Source organism: Kitasatospora sp. NPDC054768 (assembly GCF_053612025.1).
The window spans coordinates 1-14414 of the sequence record NZ_JBSHBN010000208.1; the positions used below are offsets into that span (position 1 = coordinate 1).

The following is a 14414-nucleotide window of genomic DNA, read 5'->3' on the forward strand; positions in this document are numbered from 1 at the left end:
GGCCGGCTCAGGACCTCGGGAGAACTCCCCTCTGGCAGCCGGGCGGTTCAGCGCAGTGTCGCGGTGACCACCGTGGCGTCCAGGTCCTCCTCCCGGCTCTCCACCGCCGCCAGCCCGGCCGTCCGGGTCACCGCGAGGGCCGCCGACGCCTGCCGCTCGCTGGTCTCGAACAGCAACGACCCGCCGGGCGCCAGCCACCGCGGCGCCTCGGCGACCACCCGCCGCAGCACGTCCAGTCCGTCCGCCCCGCCGTCCAGCGCGGGCCGGGCCTCGTGCAGCCGCGCCTCGGGCGGCAGCAGGCCGAGGTCGCCGGTCGGGACGTAGGGGACGTTGGCGATCAGCACGTCCACCCGGCCGGCCAGTTCCGGGGGCACGGCGGCGAACAGGTCGCCCTCGAAGACCCCCGCCGCGGCGCCGACCAGGTTGCGGCGGGCGCAGCGGACCGCGCCCGGATCGATGTCGGCCGCGTACAGCTCGACCGGGTGCGCGGCCGCGGCCGCCACCGCGGCGCCCAGCGCGCCGCTGCCGCAGCACAGGTCGAGCACCACCGTGCCCGGGGCGGTCAACGCGGTGGCGGCGGAAACCAGGAACTCGCTGCGGCGGCGCGGGACGAAGACGCCCGGGTCGACGGCGATCCGCAGCCCGGCGAACTCGGCCCAGCCGACGACGTGTTCGAGCGGCCGCCCGTCGGCGCGGGAGCGGACCATGGCGGCCAGGTCGGCGGGCGAGGCGGCGGCGGAGAGCAGGATCCGCGCCTCGTCCTCGGCGAACACGCAACCGGCGGCGCGCAGCCGGGAGACCACGGAGGAACGGAGGGAGGCGGAGGAGAAAACCGGCAAGAGAACCCCTTTGGGGACGGGAGGACTGACGACTCCGTCAGGGCTCCCGCGAGGGCCGACACCTCGTCGGCGCGCCGGCCGCGCTATGCGCGCGGGGCGCCGACGCGGCCGCGCTCCGGGAGCACCCGCTCGGACATTCCGGTAATGGGTCTCACCTCCCTGAGTCACGGTCATACTCGGCGTCGGCCACCCTACCGCACCACCGGGCAATGATGATCGGAATGATTCCGAAGGAACCTGCCACACGTCCGGCAATCCCCTCCGACCGTCCACCCGTCGCCGACCACTCCCATGACCCCTCGCTCGTCCGAGCGATTCGATAGGTCCACTGACAGTACTTGGCGATAACGGACCGTAGCGGCCGCGCATAGTAACGCCATGACGAGACAATCCTGCGGACCGTCACGGCTTCGCGCCCGAACGGCCCGCCTCATCAGCGCCGCGGCCACCCTCGGTCTGCTCGGCGCCGGCCTCACCGCCCCGCTCGCCCAGGCCGTCGCCCCCGCCCACCACCCCGCCGCGCCGCTGCCGGAGCGGGTCCGGGCCGTCGGCACGCCCCTGCTCCAGGAGGCCTTCACCGGAGCCACCGCCGACTCGCGCTTCATCGCGGTCGGCTCCGCCTGCCTCACCGGCGCGGCCCCCGCGACGCCCGGGCCGGGCGACCACCCGCTCGGCGGCTGCCCCACCGCCGAGACCGGCCCGGTGCCGCCGCTGAACTCCGCACCGCTCGGCTACCTGCGGATCACCGACGCCGGCAACGACCAGAGCGGCGCGGTGCTCTTCGACCAGGCCCTGCCGGCCGGCAACGGCCTGGACGTGACCTTCGACCAGTGGCAGTACGGCAGCACCACGCCGAACACCCCGGCCGACGGCATCTCCTTCTTCCTCGTGAACGGGGACGTCTCGCTCACCCACCCCGGCGCCTTCGGCGGCAGCCTCGGCTACGCGCAGAAGCTGCCCGACGACAACCCGAACCTCACCTTCCTGCCCGGCGTCGACCGCGGCTACCTGGGCGTCGGTCTCGACGTGCTCGGCAACTACTTCGGCGACTGGGAGCAGCGCGGCAACGGCTGCGCCCAGCGCTCCCCCGCCGGTACGAGCTTCCGCATCCCCGCGCCCGGCGCCAACATGGTCACCGTCCGCGGCCCCGGCGACGACACCACCGGCTACTGCTTCCTGACCGCGACGACCAGCAACTTCACCACCAACGGCCCCTGGCCCTCCACCCTGCCCGGCACGCTCCAGGGCCCGCTCACCACCCTGCCGCCCGGAGTCACCCCGGACCAGGCACAGACCCTGCTGGAGCCCTCGCGCCGCCGGGTCAACGTGCACCTGACCCCGGCGCCCTCCCCGGTGCTCACGGTCTCCGTCGACTTCAACGACGGCACCGGCTCGCACCAGGTGCTGCAGACCCCCGCACCCCAGCCGGTGCCCTCGACCTACAAGTTCGGCTTCGCCGGGTCCACCGGCCTGTTCACCGACGTGCACCTGATCCGCAACGTCGTCATCAACACCGACCAGCCGCTGCCCGAACTGAACCTGGTCAAGCAGGCGCACGAGCCGCTGCCCGGGCTGATCACGGTGGGCACCCCCATCCCGTACGACTTCGTGGTCACCAACTCCGGGAACGTGCCGATCACCAACCTGGCCGTCAACGACCCGAAGGTCGGACCGGTCAACTGCCCGGCGAGCACCCTGGCCCCCCGTGAGACCGTGACCTGTACGGCGACGTACCTGGTCACCGCCGCCGACGCCGCCCAGGGCCACGTCGCCAACACGGCCCAGGCCACCGGGACCACCGACGGGGGCCCGGTCACCTCGCCACCGGCCTCGGAGAACGTGCCGGTGATCGCGCCACCGGGGATCACCCTCGTCAAGCACGTCGACGCCGCCGAGCCCTTCCACGTCGGCGACACCGTCCCGTACACCTACGTGGTCACCAACACCGGCGGGAGCGAGGTGACCAACCTCGCACTGACGGACGACAAGGTCACGGGGATCACCTGCGACTCCACCACCCTGGCTCCGGCCGGCAGCCCCGGGGACAGCACCCGGTGCCACGGCAGCTACGTCGTGACGGCCACCGACGCGCAGGCCGGGCAGGTCACCAACCACGCCCACGCCGCCGGGACGTCGAACAGCCAGCCGGTCACCTCACCGGAGGCCGATGCCACCGTCACGGTGGTCGGCCCGTCCTCGATCGGTCTGACCAAGCTGGCGGACACCGCCGGCCCCGTCCACGTCGGGGACACCGTGCACTACACCTACACGGTCACCAACACCGGGACGACCACGCTGAACAACCTCGTCGTCGTCGACGACCACGCCCCGCAGGTGACCTGCGACCGGACGACCCTGAACGCCGGAGCGAGCACCCCCTGCCACGGCACCTACACCGTGACCGAGGCCGACCTGCGACTCGGCCACGTCACCAACACCGCCCAGGCGGAGGCCACCGGCCCACAGGGGCAGACGGTGGTGAGTCCCATCGCCCAGGTCACGCTGCAGGTCGTCGGCGTCGCCAGGCTCGACCTGCGGAAGCAGGCCGACAGCGCCGGACCGTTCCACGTCGGCGACACCGTGCCGTACACCTACACGGTCACCAACACCGGGAACACCACGCTGAACAACCTGACCGTCGGCGACGACCACGTCCAGGCGGTGACCTGCGACCGGACCGGCCTGGACGCCGGCGAGAGCACCACCTGCCACGGCAGCTACACCGTGACGGCGGCCGACGCCCAGGCCGGGCACGTCACCAACACCGCCCACGCCAACGGCACCGACCCGCAGGGACAGAACGTCCAGAGCCCGCCGGCCCAGGCCGTCGTCCAGGTGGTCACCGCCGGAGAGTCCTCACTGTCCATCACCAAGCGGTCCAACGCCGAGGTGACCGTACACCCGGGTGACACCGTCACCTACCTGTACGCGGTGACCAACACCGGGTCGACCACGCTCACCGACCTCACCGTCAGCGACGACCGCCTCCAGGGGGTGACCTGCGAGCAGACCACCCTCGCCCCGTGGGAGAGCACCCTGTGCCACGGCACCTACACCGTGACCGAGGAGGACGCACGGGTGGGCAGCATCACCAACACCGCCCACGCCACCGCCCGCGACCCGGAGGGAGGGACCGTGCAGAGCCCGCCGGCCGAGCTCTGCATCGCCGTCGCGCCCTGCCCGCCGAAGGGCCACGAGCACAAGGGCGGCGGGAGCCACGGCTGCCCGAGCCGCCCGGGCCACCACCCGGCGCCGCCGCAGAGTGACGGCGGCTCCGGCGGGCTGCCGGACACCGGCGCTCCAACGGCCTCCGTCATGAACGCGGGCCTGGGCGGAGCCGGGCTGCTGAGCCTCGGCGGCCTGCTGTTCTTCCGGGCCCGCCACCGCACGGCCGCCCACCGCTCAGCGGTGTGACGGACGCCTGCGATCCGCCGTACGACGGCGGTCGGGCCGCCCCCGGTGCCTTCGGGTACCGGGGGCGGCCCGCTGTCCTGGCGGGCCACTGCCCGGCCGGCCGGTCCCCGAACCCTTCCGGCCGGCGCCGTGGCCGCTCCGAAACCCCTTGGACGGCACGGGGACCGGCTTGCTGAAATGGGAGACGGCCACTGAGGGAGTCGAAGGGACGCGGCGATGACCGGGATCAGGCTGCACCTGTCGGTGCGCGGCCTCACCGACGCGGACCTGCCGTCCTGCGGTTGGGCCGGCTCCCCCAAGCACGTGCGCGACCTCGTCCACCAGATCCGCCGCGCCGAGGCGGGCGAGATCGACTACCTGGCGGTGTGCACACCGGTCGGGCTCCCGGTGGCGGTCGGCGGCATCGACTACACCGTCGAGCCCGACGCCGGCACGCTGTGGCAACTCGGCGTCCACCCGGCCCTGCGCTCCTGCGGGATCGGCACGCTGCTGATCCGTTCCGCGGAGCAGCGGATCGGCGCCCGGGGCCTGACCCGCGCCGAACTCGGCGTCGAGGAGAGCAACCCGCGCGCCCGCGCCCTCTACGAACGCCTGGGCTACCGGGCCTACGGCCGAAAGCTCGACTCCTGGGACGTGGAGGCCGAGGACGGCTCGCTCCAGCGGTACGGGACGATGTGCACGCTGATGCGCAAGGACCTGGCGTGACGCCGGACTTCGCGGCGTTCGTCGCCGATGCGACGGCCGACCCGGCCGTCGTCGGGCTCGTCCTCAAGGGCTCCCGGGCCCACGACGGCATGACCACCCGTCATTCCGACCACGACCTCTGCGTCATCCTCGCCGACGACGCGGCGAGCGAGCTGGCCGCGCTCGACGGCTACCGCTCCGCGCGGCTCGACCTGGTCGTCACCACCCTCGAACGGTTCCGCCGGCCCTCCGACTGGGAGCGGTACGCCATCGCCCGTTCCCGGGTGCTGGTCGACCGCCGCGACGGGGAGATCGTGCGGATCGTCGCCGCGATGGGACGGCTCGGCGCCGAGGAGGCCTTCCGGTCCGGCGCCGCCCTGCTGGACGCCTACGCCAACTCGCTCTACCGCTCGGTCAAGAACCACCGCGACGGCAACCCGCTCGCCGGCCACCTCGACGCGGCCGCCGGTGTCGGGTTCCTGCTCGACCTGCTCTTCGCCCTGGACCGCCGACCGCGCCCCTACAACAAGTACCTGGCCTGGGAGCTGGACCGCTTCCCGCTGCCCGGCTGGGACAGCGCCGCGCTGCTGGACACCGTCGCCCGGATCACCGCCACCGGCGAAGTGGCGCCGCAACAGCGGCTCTTCGCCCGGGTCGAGGCGGCGGCCCGGGCCGCCGGCCACGCGGCGGTGCTGGACGCCTGGGGCGAGAACCTGCTCCTGATGCGGCCCCACCCGGACTCCCCGACCCACCAGCCCGTCCGACCCTGACCGACAGTCCGATCGGGCGAGACGGCTCGGAGCGTCCCCTCGGACGGCCCGGTCTCGAACGCCCCCTCGGACGGCCCGGTCCCGAACGGCCCGGTCTCAGGCTGGCCGCGGGACCGATGGCCTGGTGCGGTAGCCGCCGGCCGTGCCCGGGCGCACCAGACAGGGCAGCAGCCAGTCCCAGAGGGCGCCGACCCTGCGGGCACGCTCCTCGGCGGGGCAACCGTCCGCGAACACCACCTCCAGACCGCAGGCGGCGGTCACTACCAGGGTCTCCGGGCCGAGGCCGCCCGAGCGGTCGCGCAGCTCGCCCGCGCGGCGGGCACCGGCCAGCAGGTCGCGCACCACCCCGGCCCAGACGCTGTGGAAGCCTCGGATGTCGGCGAAGGCTGGCTGCCTGGAATCGGCCGGGGTGGGCCCCGCCGTGGTGGGCCCCGCCGTGGTGGGCGCGGTCTGCCAGCCGGCGTCCTCGCGGCCTAGGCGGAAGGCCGCCCGGATCACCGGGTCCGCCCCGAGGGCGTCGACCAGCCAGTACCCCGCGTCGATCAACCCCTGGAGCGGGGAGGAAGCCGCACGCAGCTCCGCGCAGGCCGACCGCAGCGAGCGCTCGGCCTGTCCGGACACCGCTCTGGCCAGCTCCTCCTTGGAGGCGAAGTGGAAGTACAGCGCCCCCTTCGTCACCCCGGCGGCCGCGGCGATCTCGCCGAGGGTGGCACCGGCGTAGCCGCGGCGGTCGAACAGTACCGCCCCCGCCTCCACCAGCCGCCCGCGCGTCCGTTCCGACCTCTCCTGGACCACCCGTCCCACAACCCCTCACAACGACAAGCAGGTTCCGACCGGACCGCGACCGCCCCTGGACGGGCGCCGCGGCCTCCGACGGCCTTCCGCGGCCGGTTCCACCGATGCGGCACCGGCTGCGGACGGCCGCCGGGTTCACCCGACCCGGCTGAACCGGGCCGCCGCCCCCGGTCCGGCGGCCACGCCCGCACCGGCGGGCTCGCGCTCCGCCGCACGATCCGCCGCACGATCCGCCGCGCGTTCGGGGCCGGCGAGCAGGATGGAGCGCTGCAGCCGCCGCAGTCCGACCGAGGGCTCCATGCCCAACTCCCTTACCAGGGTGTTCCGCAGACGCTGGTAGGCCTCCAGCGCCTCGCCCCGGCGGCCGGAGCGGTGCAGCGCGATCATGTACTGGCCGTGCAGGCTCTCGTGGGTGCGGTAGCGGTCCACGAGCACGGTGAGTTCGGCCAGCAGCACCCGGTGCCGGCCGAGCCGTAGGTCGGCCTCGATCCGCTGGTCCAGCGCACAGAGCCTGGTCTCCTCCAACCGCCGTGTCTCGACGGCGAGTTGGCCGCCGACCGGGACATCGGCGAAGGCCGATCCGCGCCACAGCCCGAGGGCCTCGCCGAGCAGCCGGGCCGCCGCCGGGTAGTCCTCGCCGTCCATCGCCCGGTAGCCCGTTCCGGCCAGCCGCTCGAACTCCCGCAGGTCCGTCAGCCCTGCGCCGCTGTTCAGCATGTAGCCGCCCGGCGAGGTCACCAGGACGTCCTTGGCGCAGGCCACCCCCCTCGCCGCACCGGCCGCGGCGAGCGCCCGGTCGATGAGGTCGCGCAGTTGGAGCACGTACGTCTGCACGGTGGTGCGCGCGCTGCGTGGCGGACGGCCGGACCACAGCTCGTCGGCCAGCACCCCGGCCGGCACCACCTGGTCCGCCCGCAGCGCCAGCAGGCCCAACACTTGCCGCGGCTTCGGCGCCGACGGCACCACCGATACCCCGCACACCCGGACGTCCAGCGTCCCGAGCACCCGAATTTCCACGATGACCACCCCAATCACACGGAACGCCGCAGCCCCCTTCGCCACGGCCGGCACCCGGGTCGACACCCTGGGTCAGCTGCTACCAAGTCAAAAACAGGACGCGCGGTTTGTCAATACAAAACCGAACGTGCTGTTTGTTTTGCTGACGCCGCTCCGTTCCGTCACCCCTGGCGCGGCTTCCGCGAAGCTGCGCGACCCGGTCCGGCTCCGGGCCCGGCTCCAGGCCCGGCTCCGGGCCCGGGCCCGGGCAAAGCAAAGGCGGCGCCGGACCCCCATGGTCCCGTCGCCGCCGGTTTCGCCTTCCCCCGCCCGGATCCCCGCAGGCAGGAGCTCCGGTGAGCCGCCGTCAGCCCACACCGACCTCCGTCTGCGCCTCGACCCGCGCCGAACCCGCCGCACCGCCGTCCGGCACACCGTCCGCTCCTCCGCCCTCCGCGGCCGCACGGACCGCCGCGGCCTCGGCCACCACCTGGGCCCCGCGGTTCGGCCCCATCCGCAGCGAACCGAGCACGCCCGGAACGGCGATGCTCGGCATCAGGTGCTGGTACAGCGCGGACACCCGCAGCTCCAGATCCGCCCGACCGCAGAGCTTCTGGGACTGGATCTGCACCCCGGTCCACGCGGCGACGAGCAGCCAGGCGGTGTCCGCCGGAACGACGTGCGGGAGCAGCTCGCCGCGCTCGCCGGCCGCGACCAGCAGCGCCTCGAACCGGTTGATCCAGCCGGGGATGGCGCCGCCGCCGAGGTCGTCGAAGAGGTCCTGCCCGAGCGACAGCCGGGCACCCGCGCTGAGCAGCGGGTCACGCGGCATCAGGTACGCCACCACCATCCCGGTGTCCACGAACTCCTGAAGCTTGCAGCTCCGTTCCGGAACTCCGTCCTGGACGAACTGCTCCTCGACCACGCCCTGCGCCAGATCCCGCTTCGAGGCGAAATGGAAATACACCGCACCGCGCGTCACACCGGCCCGGGAGACCACCTCGCCGATGGTCGCGCCCTCGTACCCGAACTCGTCGAAGACCGAGGCAGCCGCCTCCAGGATCAGCCGACGTGTCCGGAGCGCCCGTTCCTGCCGTACCACCGAAACCACCCCGCCCTGAGCTCCCGGAAAACAAAACCAAACACCCCGTATCTTAGCTTCGCCTCACCCACGACCGACAAGACGATGTCGATGAATCCCGCCAACCACTCCCTCTCTCCACGACCCGTCAGACCCCACCGTCCCGTTGGTGGCCAGAGACCTCGACCGCCCCGAGGGTTCGACGTCCGAGGCCCCGCCTCCTCCCCCTGAAAACCGAACGAACGGTTTCTTCCCGGCGTTCGTCTCCGTACATCCGTACAGACGTGACCTCCGAGACGGGCCGGTCGTTGCACCGGGTCTGCGGGAATCCTCGACGGAAGCGGGTGCACATGGGCCTCGGCCTGGGCGTGGTGGTGCTGACGATGGGCGACCGGCCCAGGGAGCTGGGCGCGCTCCTCGACTCGGTGGCCGCCCAGGAGGGCGAGGCCGCCCGGGTCGTGGTGATCGGGCAGGGCGCCAGGCTGCCGCCGCTCCCGCCCTGGGCGGACGCGGTGGAACCGCCGAAGAACATCGGCATCCCCGGCGGCCGCAGCCTCGGCGTCCGGCGACTGCGCGAACTCGGCGGCGTGGACGTGGTGGTGAACCTGGACGACGACGGCCTGCTGCCGCGCACCGACACCTTCCGGCTGGTCCGGGAGGCCTTCGAGCGGGAACAGCGCCTCGGCGTGGTCGGCTTCCGGGTCGCGGACGCGACGGGGCACACCCGGCGCCGCCACGTCCCCCGCCCGGGCCGCTCCGGCGTGCTGCGGTCCGGCGAGGTCCCCACCTTCCTGGGCGGCGGCCACGCGATCCGGATGAGCGCCATCGACCGGGTCGGCGGCTTCCCCGCGCGGTTCTTCTACGCCCACGAGGAGACGGACTTCGCCTGGCGCGTCCTCGACGCGGGCTGGTCGATCCGCTACCGGGCCGACCTGCTGCTCCAGCACCCGCGCACCGACCCGGCCAGGCACGCCGCCCACAACCGGCCGCCCGCCCGCAACCGGGTGCGGCCGGCCGAGCGCCGGCTGCCCGCCGCCCTGGTGCCGCCCTGCCCGGCCTCCTGGTCACTGCACACCCTCACCCGCCGACCACCCGCGGCCGGGCTGCGCGCCTGGTGGTCCGGCTTCCTGGAGGACGTCCGCACCCCGTGCCCGCCCCGACTCCCGATGCGCTGGGCCACGGTGTGGCGGATGACCCGGCTGGGCCGCCCCCCGGTGTTCTGACAGCCGGAGACCGGGCGGCGGGTCATGGCACACGGCCGCCGCGCCTCCTGCCCAGCGCCTCCGGGACCGCGGCCCCGCCCCCACCACGCGCAGCCCCAGCCGCACCTGAGCGCCAGTGACGACGTGAGAAGTCGAACCGACCGACTTCTCGTGCACCATCCTCGGAACGCCCGGTGCCCGCGGGCTCAGCCGTCGACTCCGCTGTCGGCGGGGTCGTCCAGGGGCCAGGTGTCGCGGTCGCGGACGTGGTCGTAGGCGGGGAGTTCGCCGGCCAGGACGTCGAAGTGGAGCAGCGGGGCCCACAGCGCGCGGTCGCCGACCACGTACAGGCGGCGCTTGGCGCGGCTGGCCGCGACGTTCAGGAGGTGCGGAGAGCCGGCGGCCCAGGCGCGGGCGCCGGGGCGGCCCGCGCCGAGCAGCAGGATGACGACGTCGGCCTCCTTGCCCTGGGCCTTGTGGACGGTGGCGCAGCGCTCGTCGAGGAGTTCGGCGGTCCATCCGGGGAGCCCGCGGCAGGTCTCGCGGGCTTCGGCGACGAGGGCGCGGAAGGGCGCGATGATCCGCAGGCGTTCGACGGTGACGCCGTGACGGTCGAGCCGTCCCAGGAGGAAGGCGAGGGCGCGGCGGTCGCGGTCGCCCCAGGGGGCGTCGGCCGGGCGGCCGGGGTCCGGGGTGTCGAGCCAGCGGCTGGGGAGGAGGCCGTCGTGGTCGGGGTCGGGGAAGGGCTGGGGGTGGGTGCCGTGGACCATGAGGCCGCCGTACGCGACCTCGTTGCTGACGGTGAACATGGGCTCCTCGCAGCGGCGGTGGACGCGCAGCGGTGAGCCCACCCAGACCGTTTCGTCCTCCGCGCCGGTGGGGGCGGGCAGGTAGGTGCCGTAGCGGTTGACCCGGTCGGCGACGGCCTGCGCGGAGGTCGCGGAGGGCAGCCATTCCTCGTCGACACCGTAGGCCAGCAGGAGCCTGCGCTGCAGGGCGGTCGGCATGGTGACGACGGGTTCCAGCTGGAGCGGGTCGCCGACGAGGACGGCGCGACGGGCGCGCCAGAGGGCGCCGACGGCGGCCTGCGGGGTGGCCTGGCCGGCCTCGTCGACGAGGATCCAGCCGATGGAGCCGCGGCCGAGGCGGGCGAACATGCTGCCGATCGAGGAGAAGGTGGTGGACACGACCGGGACGAGGAGGAAGAGGGTCTGCCAGGCCTGCAGGACCTGCTCGTCGGGGACGGGTCCGCCACCGCCCGCCATGAGTTCCACCAGGACCTGGAGGTTGCCGCGGATCCGCTTGGCCGTGTTGGCGGCCAGGGCGCGGTGCAGGTCGAGGGCGCGCAGGAACAGGTCGCTGCGGGCGGTGCTCCAGGCCTCGTCGGCCCACGGGGCGCCGAGTTCCTGCGCGTGGTCGCCCAGTTGCGGCCAGTCGAGGGGCAGCGAGGGGAGAGCGGCGGCGGCCGCGCGCAGGGCCTGGTGGGCGGCGTCGAGTTCGACGCCGGCGGCCTCCAGGTCGCGCCGGGCGGACCGGGTCCCGTACCGGGCCTGCTCGACCTCCTCCCGGGCCGCCGACTCCGCGGCCCGGGCGGCGTCCTGGTGGACGCGGGCGCGGACGGCGCCGGTCTCGGCCTCGGTGACGGCGGCGGTGGTGCGGGCGGTCAGGTCGGCCGCGAGGCCTTCCGCACGGGTGCAGCGGGCGACGTGGTCGTGGGCGTCCTCCAGCGCGGTGCGCTGCTGGACGAGCTGGGCGAGGAGGTCGCTCCGGCTGCGTTCGCGGTGCTCCTCGGCGGCCTGGCGTTCGGCACCGCTCTGCAGCAGGCGGCGCAGCCCGCCGCGCAGACCCGGCTGCGCGGCGGGGGGCTCGTCGTGGAGGGCCGTCAGGACGCCGACCTGCCGGCGGTGCTGGTCGGCGCGTTCGCGGGCGGCGGCCAGGGTGGCCCGGGCGTCGGCGAGGGCCTCGCGGGCCCGCGGGACGCGCTCGGCCGCGGCCCGGTGCGCGGCTTCGGCGGCCTGGGTGGCGGTACGGGCCGTCTCGACGGCCCGCACCGCGGCGGCGTGGCGGGCCTCGGCGGCCGCCGCGCGGTCGTCGGCGCGGGTGACGGCGGCGCGCAGGGAGTCGAGGCGGGGGTGGACCCGGTCCGCCCGGGACTCCGCGAGGACGGCGGCGAGGCGGACGCGTTCGGCGCGCAGGCGCTCGACCTCGGCCTGGGCGGCCTTGAAGGCGGCGACGGCCTCGGGCCAGGAGGGGACGGGCTGGGCGGGGGCCTGGACTTCGGGAGTGGGATGGGGAGTTGGGGCGGTGACGGCCGGGGCCGGGACCGCCGCCGGGCGACGGTCACGTGGGGCCCGGGCGGGCCTGGGCACACTGGGCGGCACCCAGTCGCCGAGGACGGCGTTCATGCCGCGCAGCGGCGGGAGCCCGGCGTCGGCGCGGGCGGCGGACTCGTCCTCCGGCAGGCGGCCCCACCAGAAGCGCTCGGTGAACCTCGTCCGATTGGTCTTGTTGCCGAGGACGGCGGCGACCAGCCCCCAGGCGGGCGCGCCGCCGAGCAGGGCGGAGGCGAGGTCGGAGAAGTGGTCGGGGCCGTCGTGCCAGTGCGCGTCGAGGGCGTCGGCGCCGGGCAGTTCGGCGGTGATGTTCTCCACCGCACCGTTGTTGGAGGAGGTGACCACGATCTCGCGGCCGGCGAGCCGCGGGTCGAGGGCGGAGACGAAGCGCGGGTGGACACCATGACGGTCCTTGCCCCGCCAGGCACGGCCGACGAACGCCTCCTCGGGCCTCCGGTAACCGGCCATCACGGCGGCGCGTTCGACCACGAGGGCGGCGACCAGGTCGCGGAGCATGGTGGTCTTGCCGGTGCCGGGCGGGCCGTTGACGGAGAACAGGCCACCGGCGTCGGTGCTCGCGGTGGCGGCCTCCGTGCTTCCGGCGCCGGCCGCGGCGCTGCCCCCGGCTGCGGCGCTGCCCCCTGCCCCGGCGCGGTCCGCGAGCATGCGGTTGACCGCGAACTGCTGGCTGAGCGCCAGCGGGTACCGCGACCTGGCGGGCCAGCGTCCGGCGGGGACGAGAGCCGGGTCGACGCCGGCCAGGACGGCGAGCCGGTCCTCCCGCAGATCGGTGCGGGCGTCGACCGGGATGTCCCGGCGACCGGTCAGGTAGGCCTCCAGGGCGGGGCCGAGGCCTGCCGCCCGCAGGCCCCGGTCCCCGAGCGCGGCACGGACCCGGGCGAGGTCGGGCGGCAGGAGACTGTTGAGGAACGGCTGCGCGGCGGCGGGCTTGGCCTTCGGGTCGCGCGGGCGGTGCACCAGCCGGCTCCGGACCCGGATCACCCGCGGGTCCAAGTGCTCCTCGACACCGCAGAGATGGGCGATCTGGGCGGTCAGGGCGACGAGGTCGGCGAGCGCGACCGGGCGAGGGCCGGTGTCCTCCGCCGCCTCCGTCTCCGCCGTCTCCTCCGCCGCCTCCTCGGCGGGCGGCTGCGGCGCGGCGGACGGGGAATCCCCACCCGCGCCCTGCTGGTCCGGACGACGGGTCGCCGCCCACTCGGCGACGCGCCGCACCAGCGGCTCCGTCGCCCCCTGCACCGCGGCCCCGGCGACCTCACCGAACAGCGCACCGACCGCCGCCACCGCCGCGCCGCCCAGGATCTCCGCGATCAGCTGCTGCCAGCTGCGAACGGCCTCCTCCCCCTCCCCCACGGGCACCGGGTCCGCCAGGAGCCCGGGCCCCGGCGCGTACGGAATCGGCGTGGCGGTCAACCGCCCCACCGCGACCTCGAACGCCTCACCCAACTCCTCGAAGCCGTCCAGCCACCCGGCCGCCGACGGCCCCGGGTCGAACAGCCGGCCCGTCGCCCAACCGCACGCGGAAACCACCGAAGTGTCCTCGACCGGCCGCCCGTGCTCGTCCAGGACGAGGGCGAACATCGCGCTCTTCCCCGACAGCACCAACTCCTCGTCCGGTACCCCCGGATCCGGGTCGGTCCCCTTCGGCAGAACGGCGATCATCGCCTGCCGAAGCAGCTCCAGGTCGTACACCCCGCCGTACACCTCGTGCCGCCACACCATCCCCCGAGGCGCCCGCCGGGCCGCCGTCTCCGGATGCTCCGGCGCCCACGGCAACAACAGCGCAGGCCGGCCCGGCGCCGGCGTCACGTCGACGGTGATCGCGTCCGACGCCCGGGGACGGCCGGCCCGGCGCTTCCGCGGCACCTCCGGAATCGGCGGCGGGCTGAACAACTCGACCGCCCGCCAGCACTCCAGCAGGTCCCCCGCGCGCCCGTCCCTGTCCCGCACCCCGTAGCCCCCTGCGTCGAACCCGCGGCACGGAGCCGCTTCGTGTGCCGATCAACCGGCCGCAGAATCTACCGGACTGCGGGCAGGTAGGCCGAGGGCCCATGTCCCTCACGGGGCCCCTGACTCATGACACGTGTCCTCGGCACTTTGACGCCTCGGCAAAGAAACAGCAAGGTCGCCACATCGCCCCAGCTCCTGCGGGCCGTCCTCCCCGCACATGCGGGGTCAGCCGGGGAACGCCGTCCGGGGGCTGCATCGCCGTGGCGTCGGTTCCACTCGCTGCCGGAGGGCCACGCAACCCCAGGCGCCGGCTGCGGGATGATCCCGCAGCC

9 protein-coding genes are annotated in these 14414 nt (G+C 74.6%); 4 read left to right on the top strand and 5 right to left on the bottom strand.

Annotated features, from left to right (window positions below):
• Positions 1–47: 47 nt before the first annotated feature.
• Positions 48–839: a putative protein N(5)-glutamine methyltransferase gene (locus tag ACWGKU_RS37015; RefSeq protein ID WP_401054603.1), complete on the bottom strand. Its 792-nt coding sequence runs from the start codon at positions 837–839 to the stop codon at positions 48–50.
• 378 nt (positions 840–1217) lie between these two features.
• Between ACWGKU_RS37015 and ACWGKU_RS37020 the strand changes: the two genes are divergently transcribed.
• The 3 genes from ACWGKU_RS37020 (at position 1218) to ACWGKU_RS37030 (ending at position 5707) form a co-directional block, all read left to right on the top strand.
• Positions 1218–4253 (top strand): DUF7507 domain-containing protein, encoded by a 3036-nt coding sequence (locus ACWGKU_RS37020; protein WP_452179375.1) that lies wholly within the window; start codon positions 1218–1220, stop codon positions 4251–4253.
• 216 nt (positions 4254–4469) lie between these two features.
• Positions 4470–4958, top strand: a complete 489-nt coding sequence (locus ACWGKU_RS37025; protein WP_401052205.1) for a GNAT family N-acetyltransferase — start codon at positions 4470–4472, stop codon at positions 4956–4958.
• Positions 4955–5707: a hypothetical protein gene (locus tag ACWGKU_RS37030; RefSeq protein WP_452179374.1), complete on the top strand. Its 753-nt coding sequence runs from the start codon at positions 4955–4957 to the stop codon at positions 5705–5707. Before ACWGKU_RS37025 ends, ACWGKU_RS37030 begins: the two co-directional genes overlap by 4 nt.
• Before the next feature lie 96 nt (positions 5708–5803).
• Here the strand turns inward: ACWGKU_RS37030 and ACWGKU_RS37035 are convergent, their stop codons facing one another.
• From ACWGKU_RS37035 to ACWGKU_RS37045, 3 genes are all read right to left on the bottom strand, one after another.
• A complete protein-coding gene (locus ACWGKU_RS37035; RefSeq protein ID WP_452179373.1) occupies positions 5804–6502 on the bottom strand; it encodes a ScbR family autoregulator-binding transcription factor in 699 nt (232 codons plus the stop codon).
• 135 nt (positions 6503–6637) lie between these two features.
• On the bottom strand, positions 6638–7519 hold the full coding sequence (locus ACWGKU_RS37040; RefSeq protein ID WP_452179372.1) for an AfsR/SARP family transcriptional regulator: 882 nt from the start codon (positions 7517–7519) through the stop codon (positions 6638–6640).
• A gap of 346 nt (positions 7520–7865) precedes the next feature.
• Positions 7866–8609: a ScbR family autoregulator-binding transcription factor gene (locus ACWGKU_RS37045; protein WP_452179371.1), complete on the bottom strand. Its 744-nt coding sequence runs from the start codon at positions 8607–8609 to the stop codon at positions 7866–7868.
• A 320-nt stretch (positions 8610–8929) separates the two neighbouring features.
• Between ACWGKU_RS37045 and ACWGKU_RS37050 the strand changes: the two genes are divergently transcribed.
• Complete coding sequence (locus ACWGKU_RS37050; protein WP_452179370.1) at positions 8930–9802, top strand: glycosyltransferase family 2 protein; 873 nt, start codon at positions 8930–8932, stop codon at positions 9800–9802.
• A gap of 185 nt (positions 9803–9987) precedes the next feature.
• On the opposite strand, the gene ACWGKU_RS37055 is transcribed toward ACWGKU_RS37050, so the two are convergent.
• The gene (locus ACWGKU_RS37055; protein WP_452179369.1) at positions 9988–13854 is read right to left on the bottom strand and encodes a DEAD/DEAH box helicase; all 3867 of its coding nucleotides are present in this window, start codon (positions 13852–13854) and stop codon (positions 9988–9990) included.
• Positions 13855–14414: the final 560 nt, after the last annotated feature.

Bases quoted from the DNA above. Each gene is read 5' to 3' on its own strand.
- ACWGKU_RS37020 (WP_452179375.1), top strand. From the start codon at position 1,218: ATGACGAGACAATCCTGCGGACCGTCACGGCTTCGCGCCCGAACGGCC.
- ACWGKU_RS37025 (WP_401052205.1), top strand. From the start codon at position 4,470: ATGACCGGGATCAGGCTGCACCTGTCGGTGCGCGGCCTCACCGACGCG.
- ACWGKU_RS37050 (WP_452179370.1), top strand. From the start codon at position 8,930: ATGGGCCTCGGCCTGGGCGTGGTGGTGCTGACGATGGGCGACCGGCCC.
- ACWGKU_RS37055 (WP_452179369.1), bottom strand. From the start codon at position 13,854: ATGGTGTGGCGGCACGAGGTGTACGGCGGGGTGTACGACCTGGAGCTG.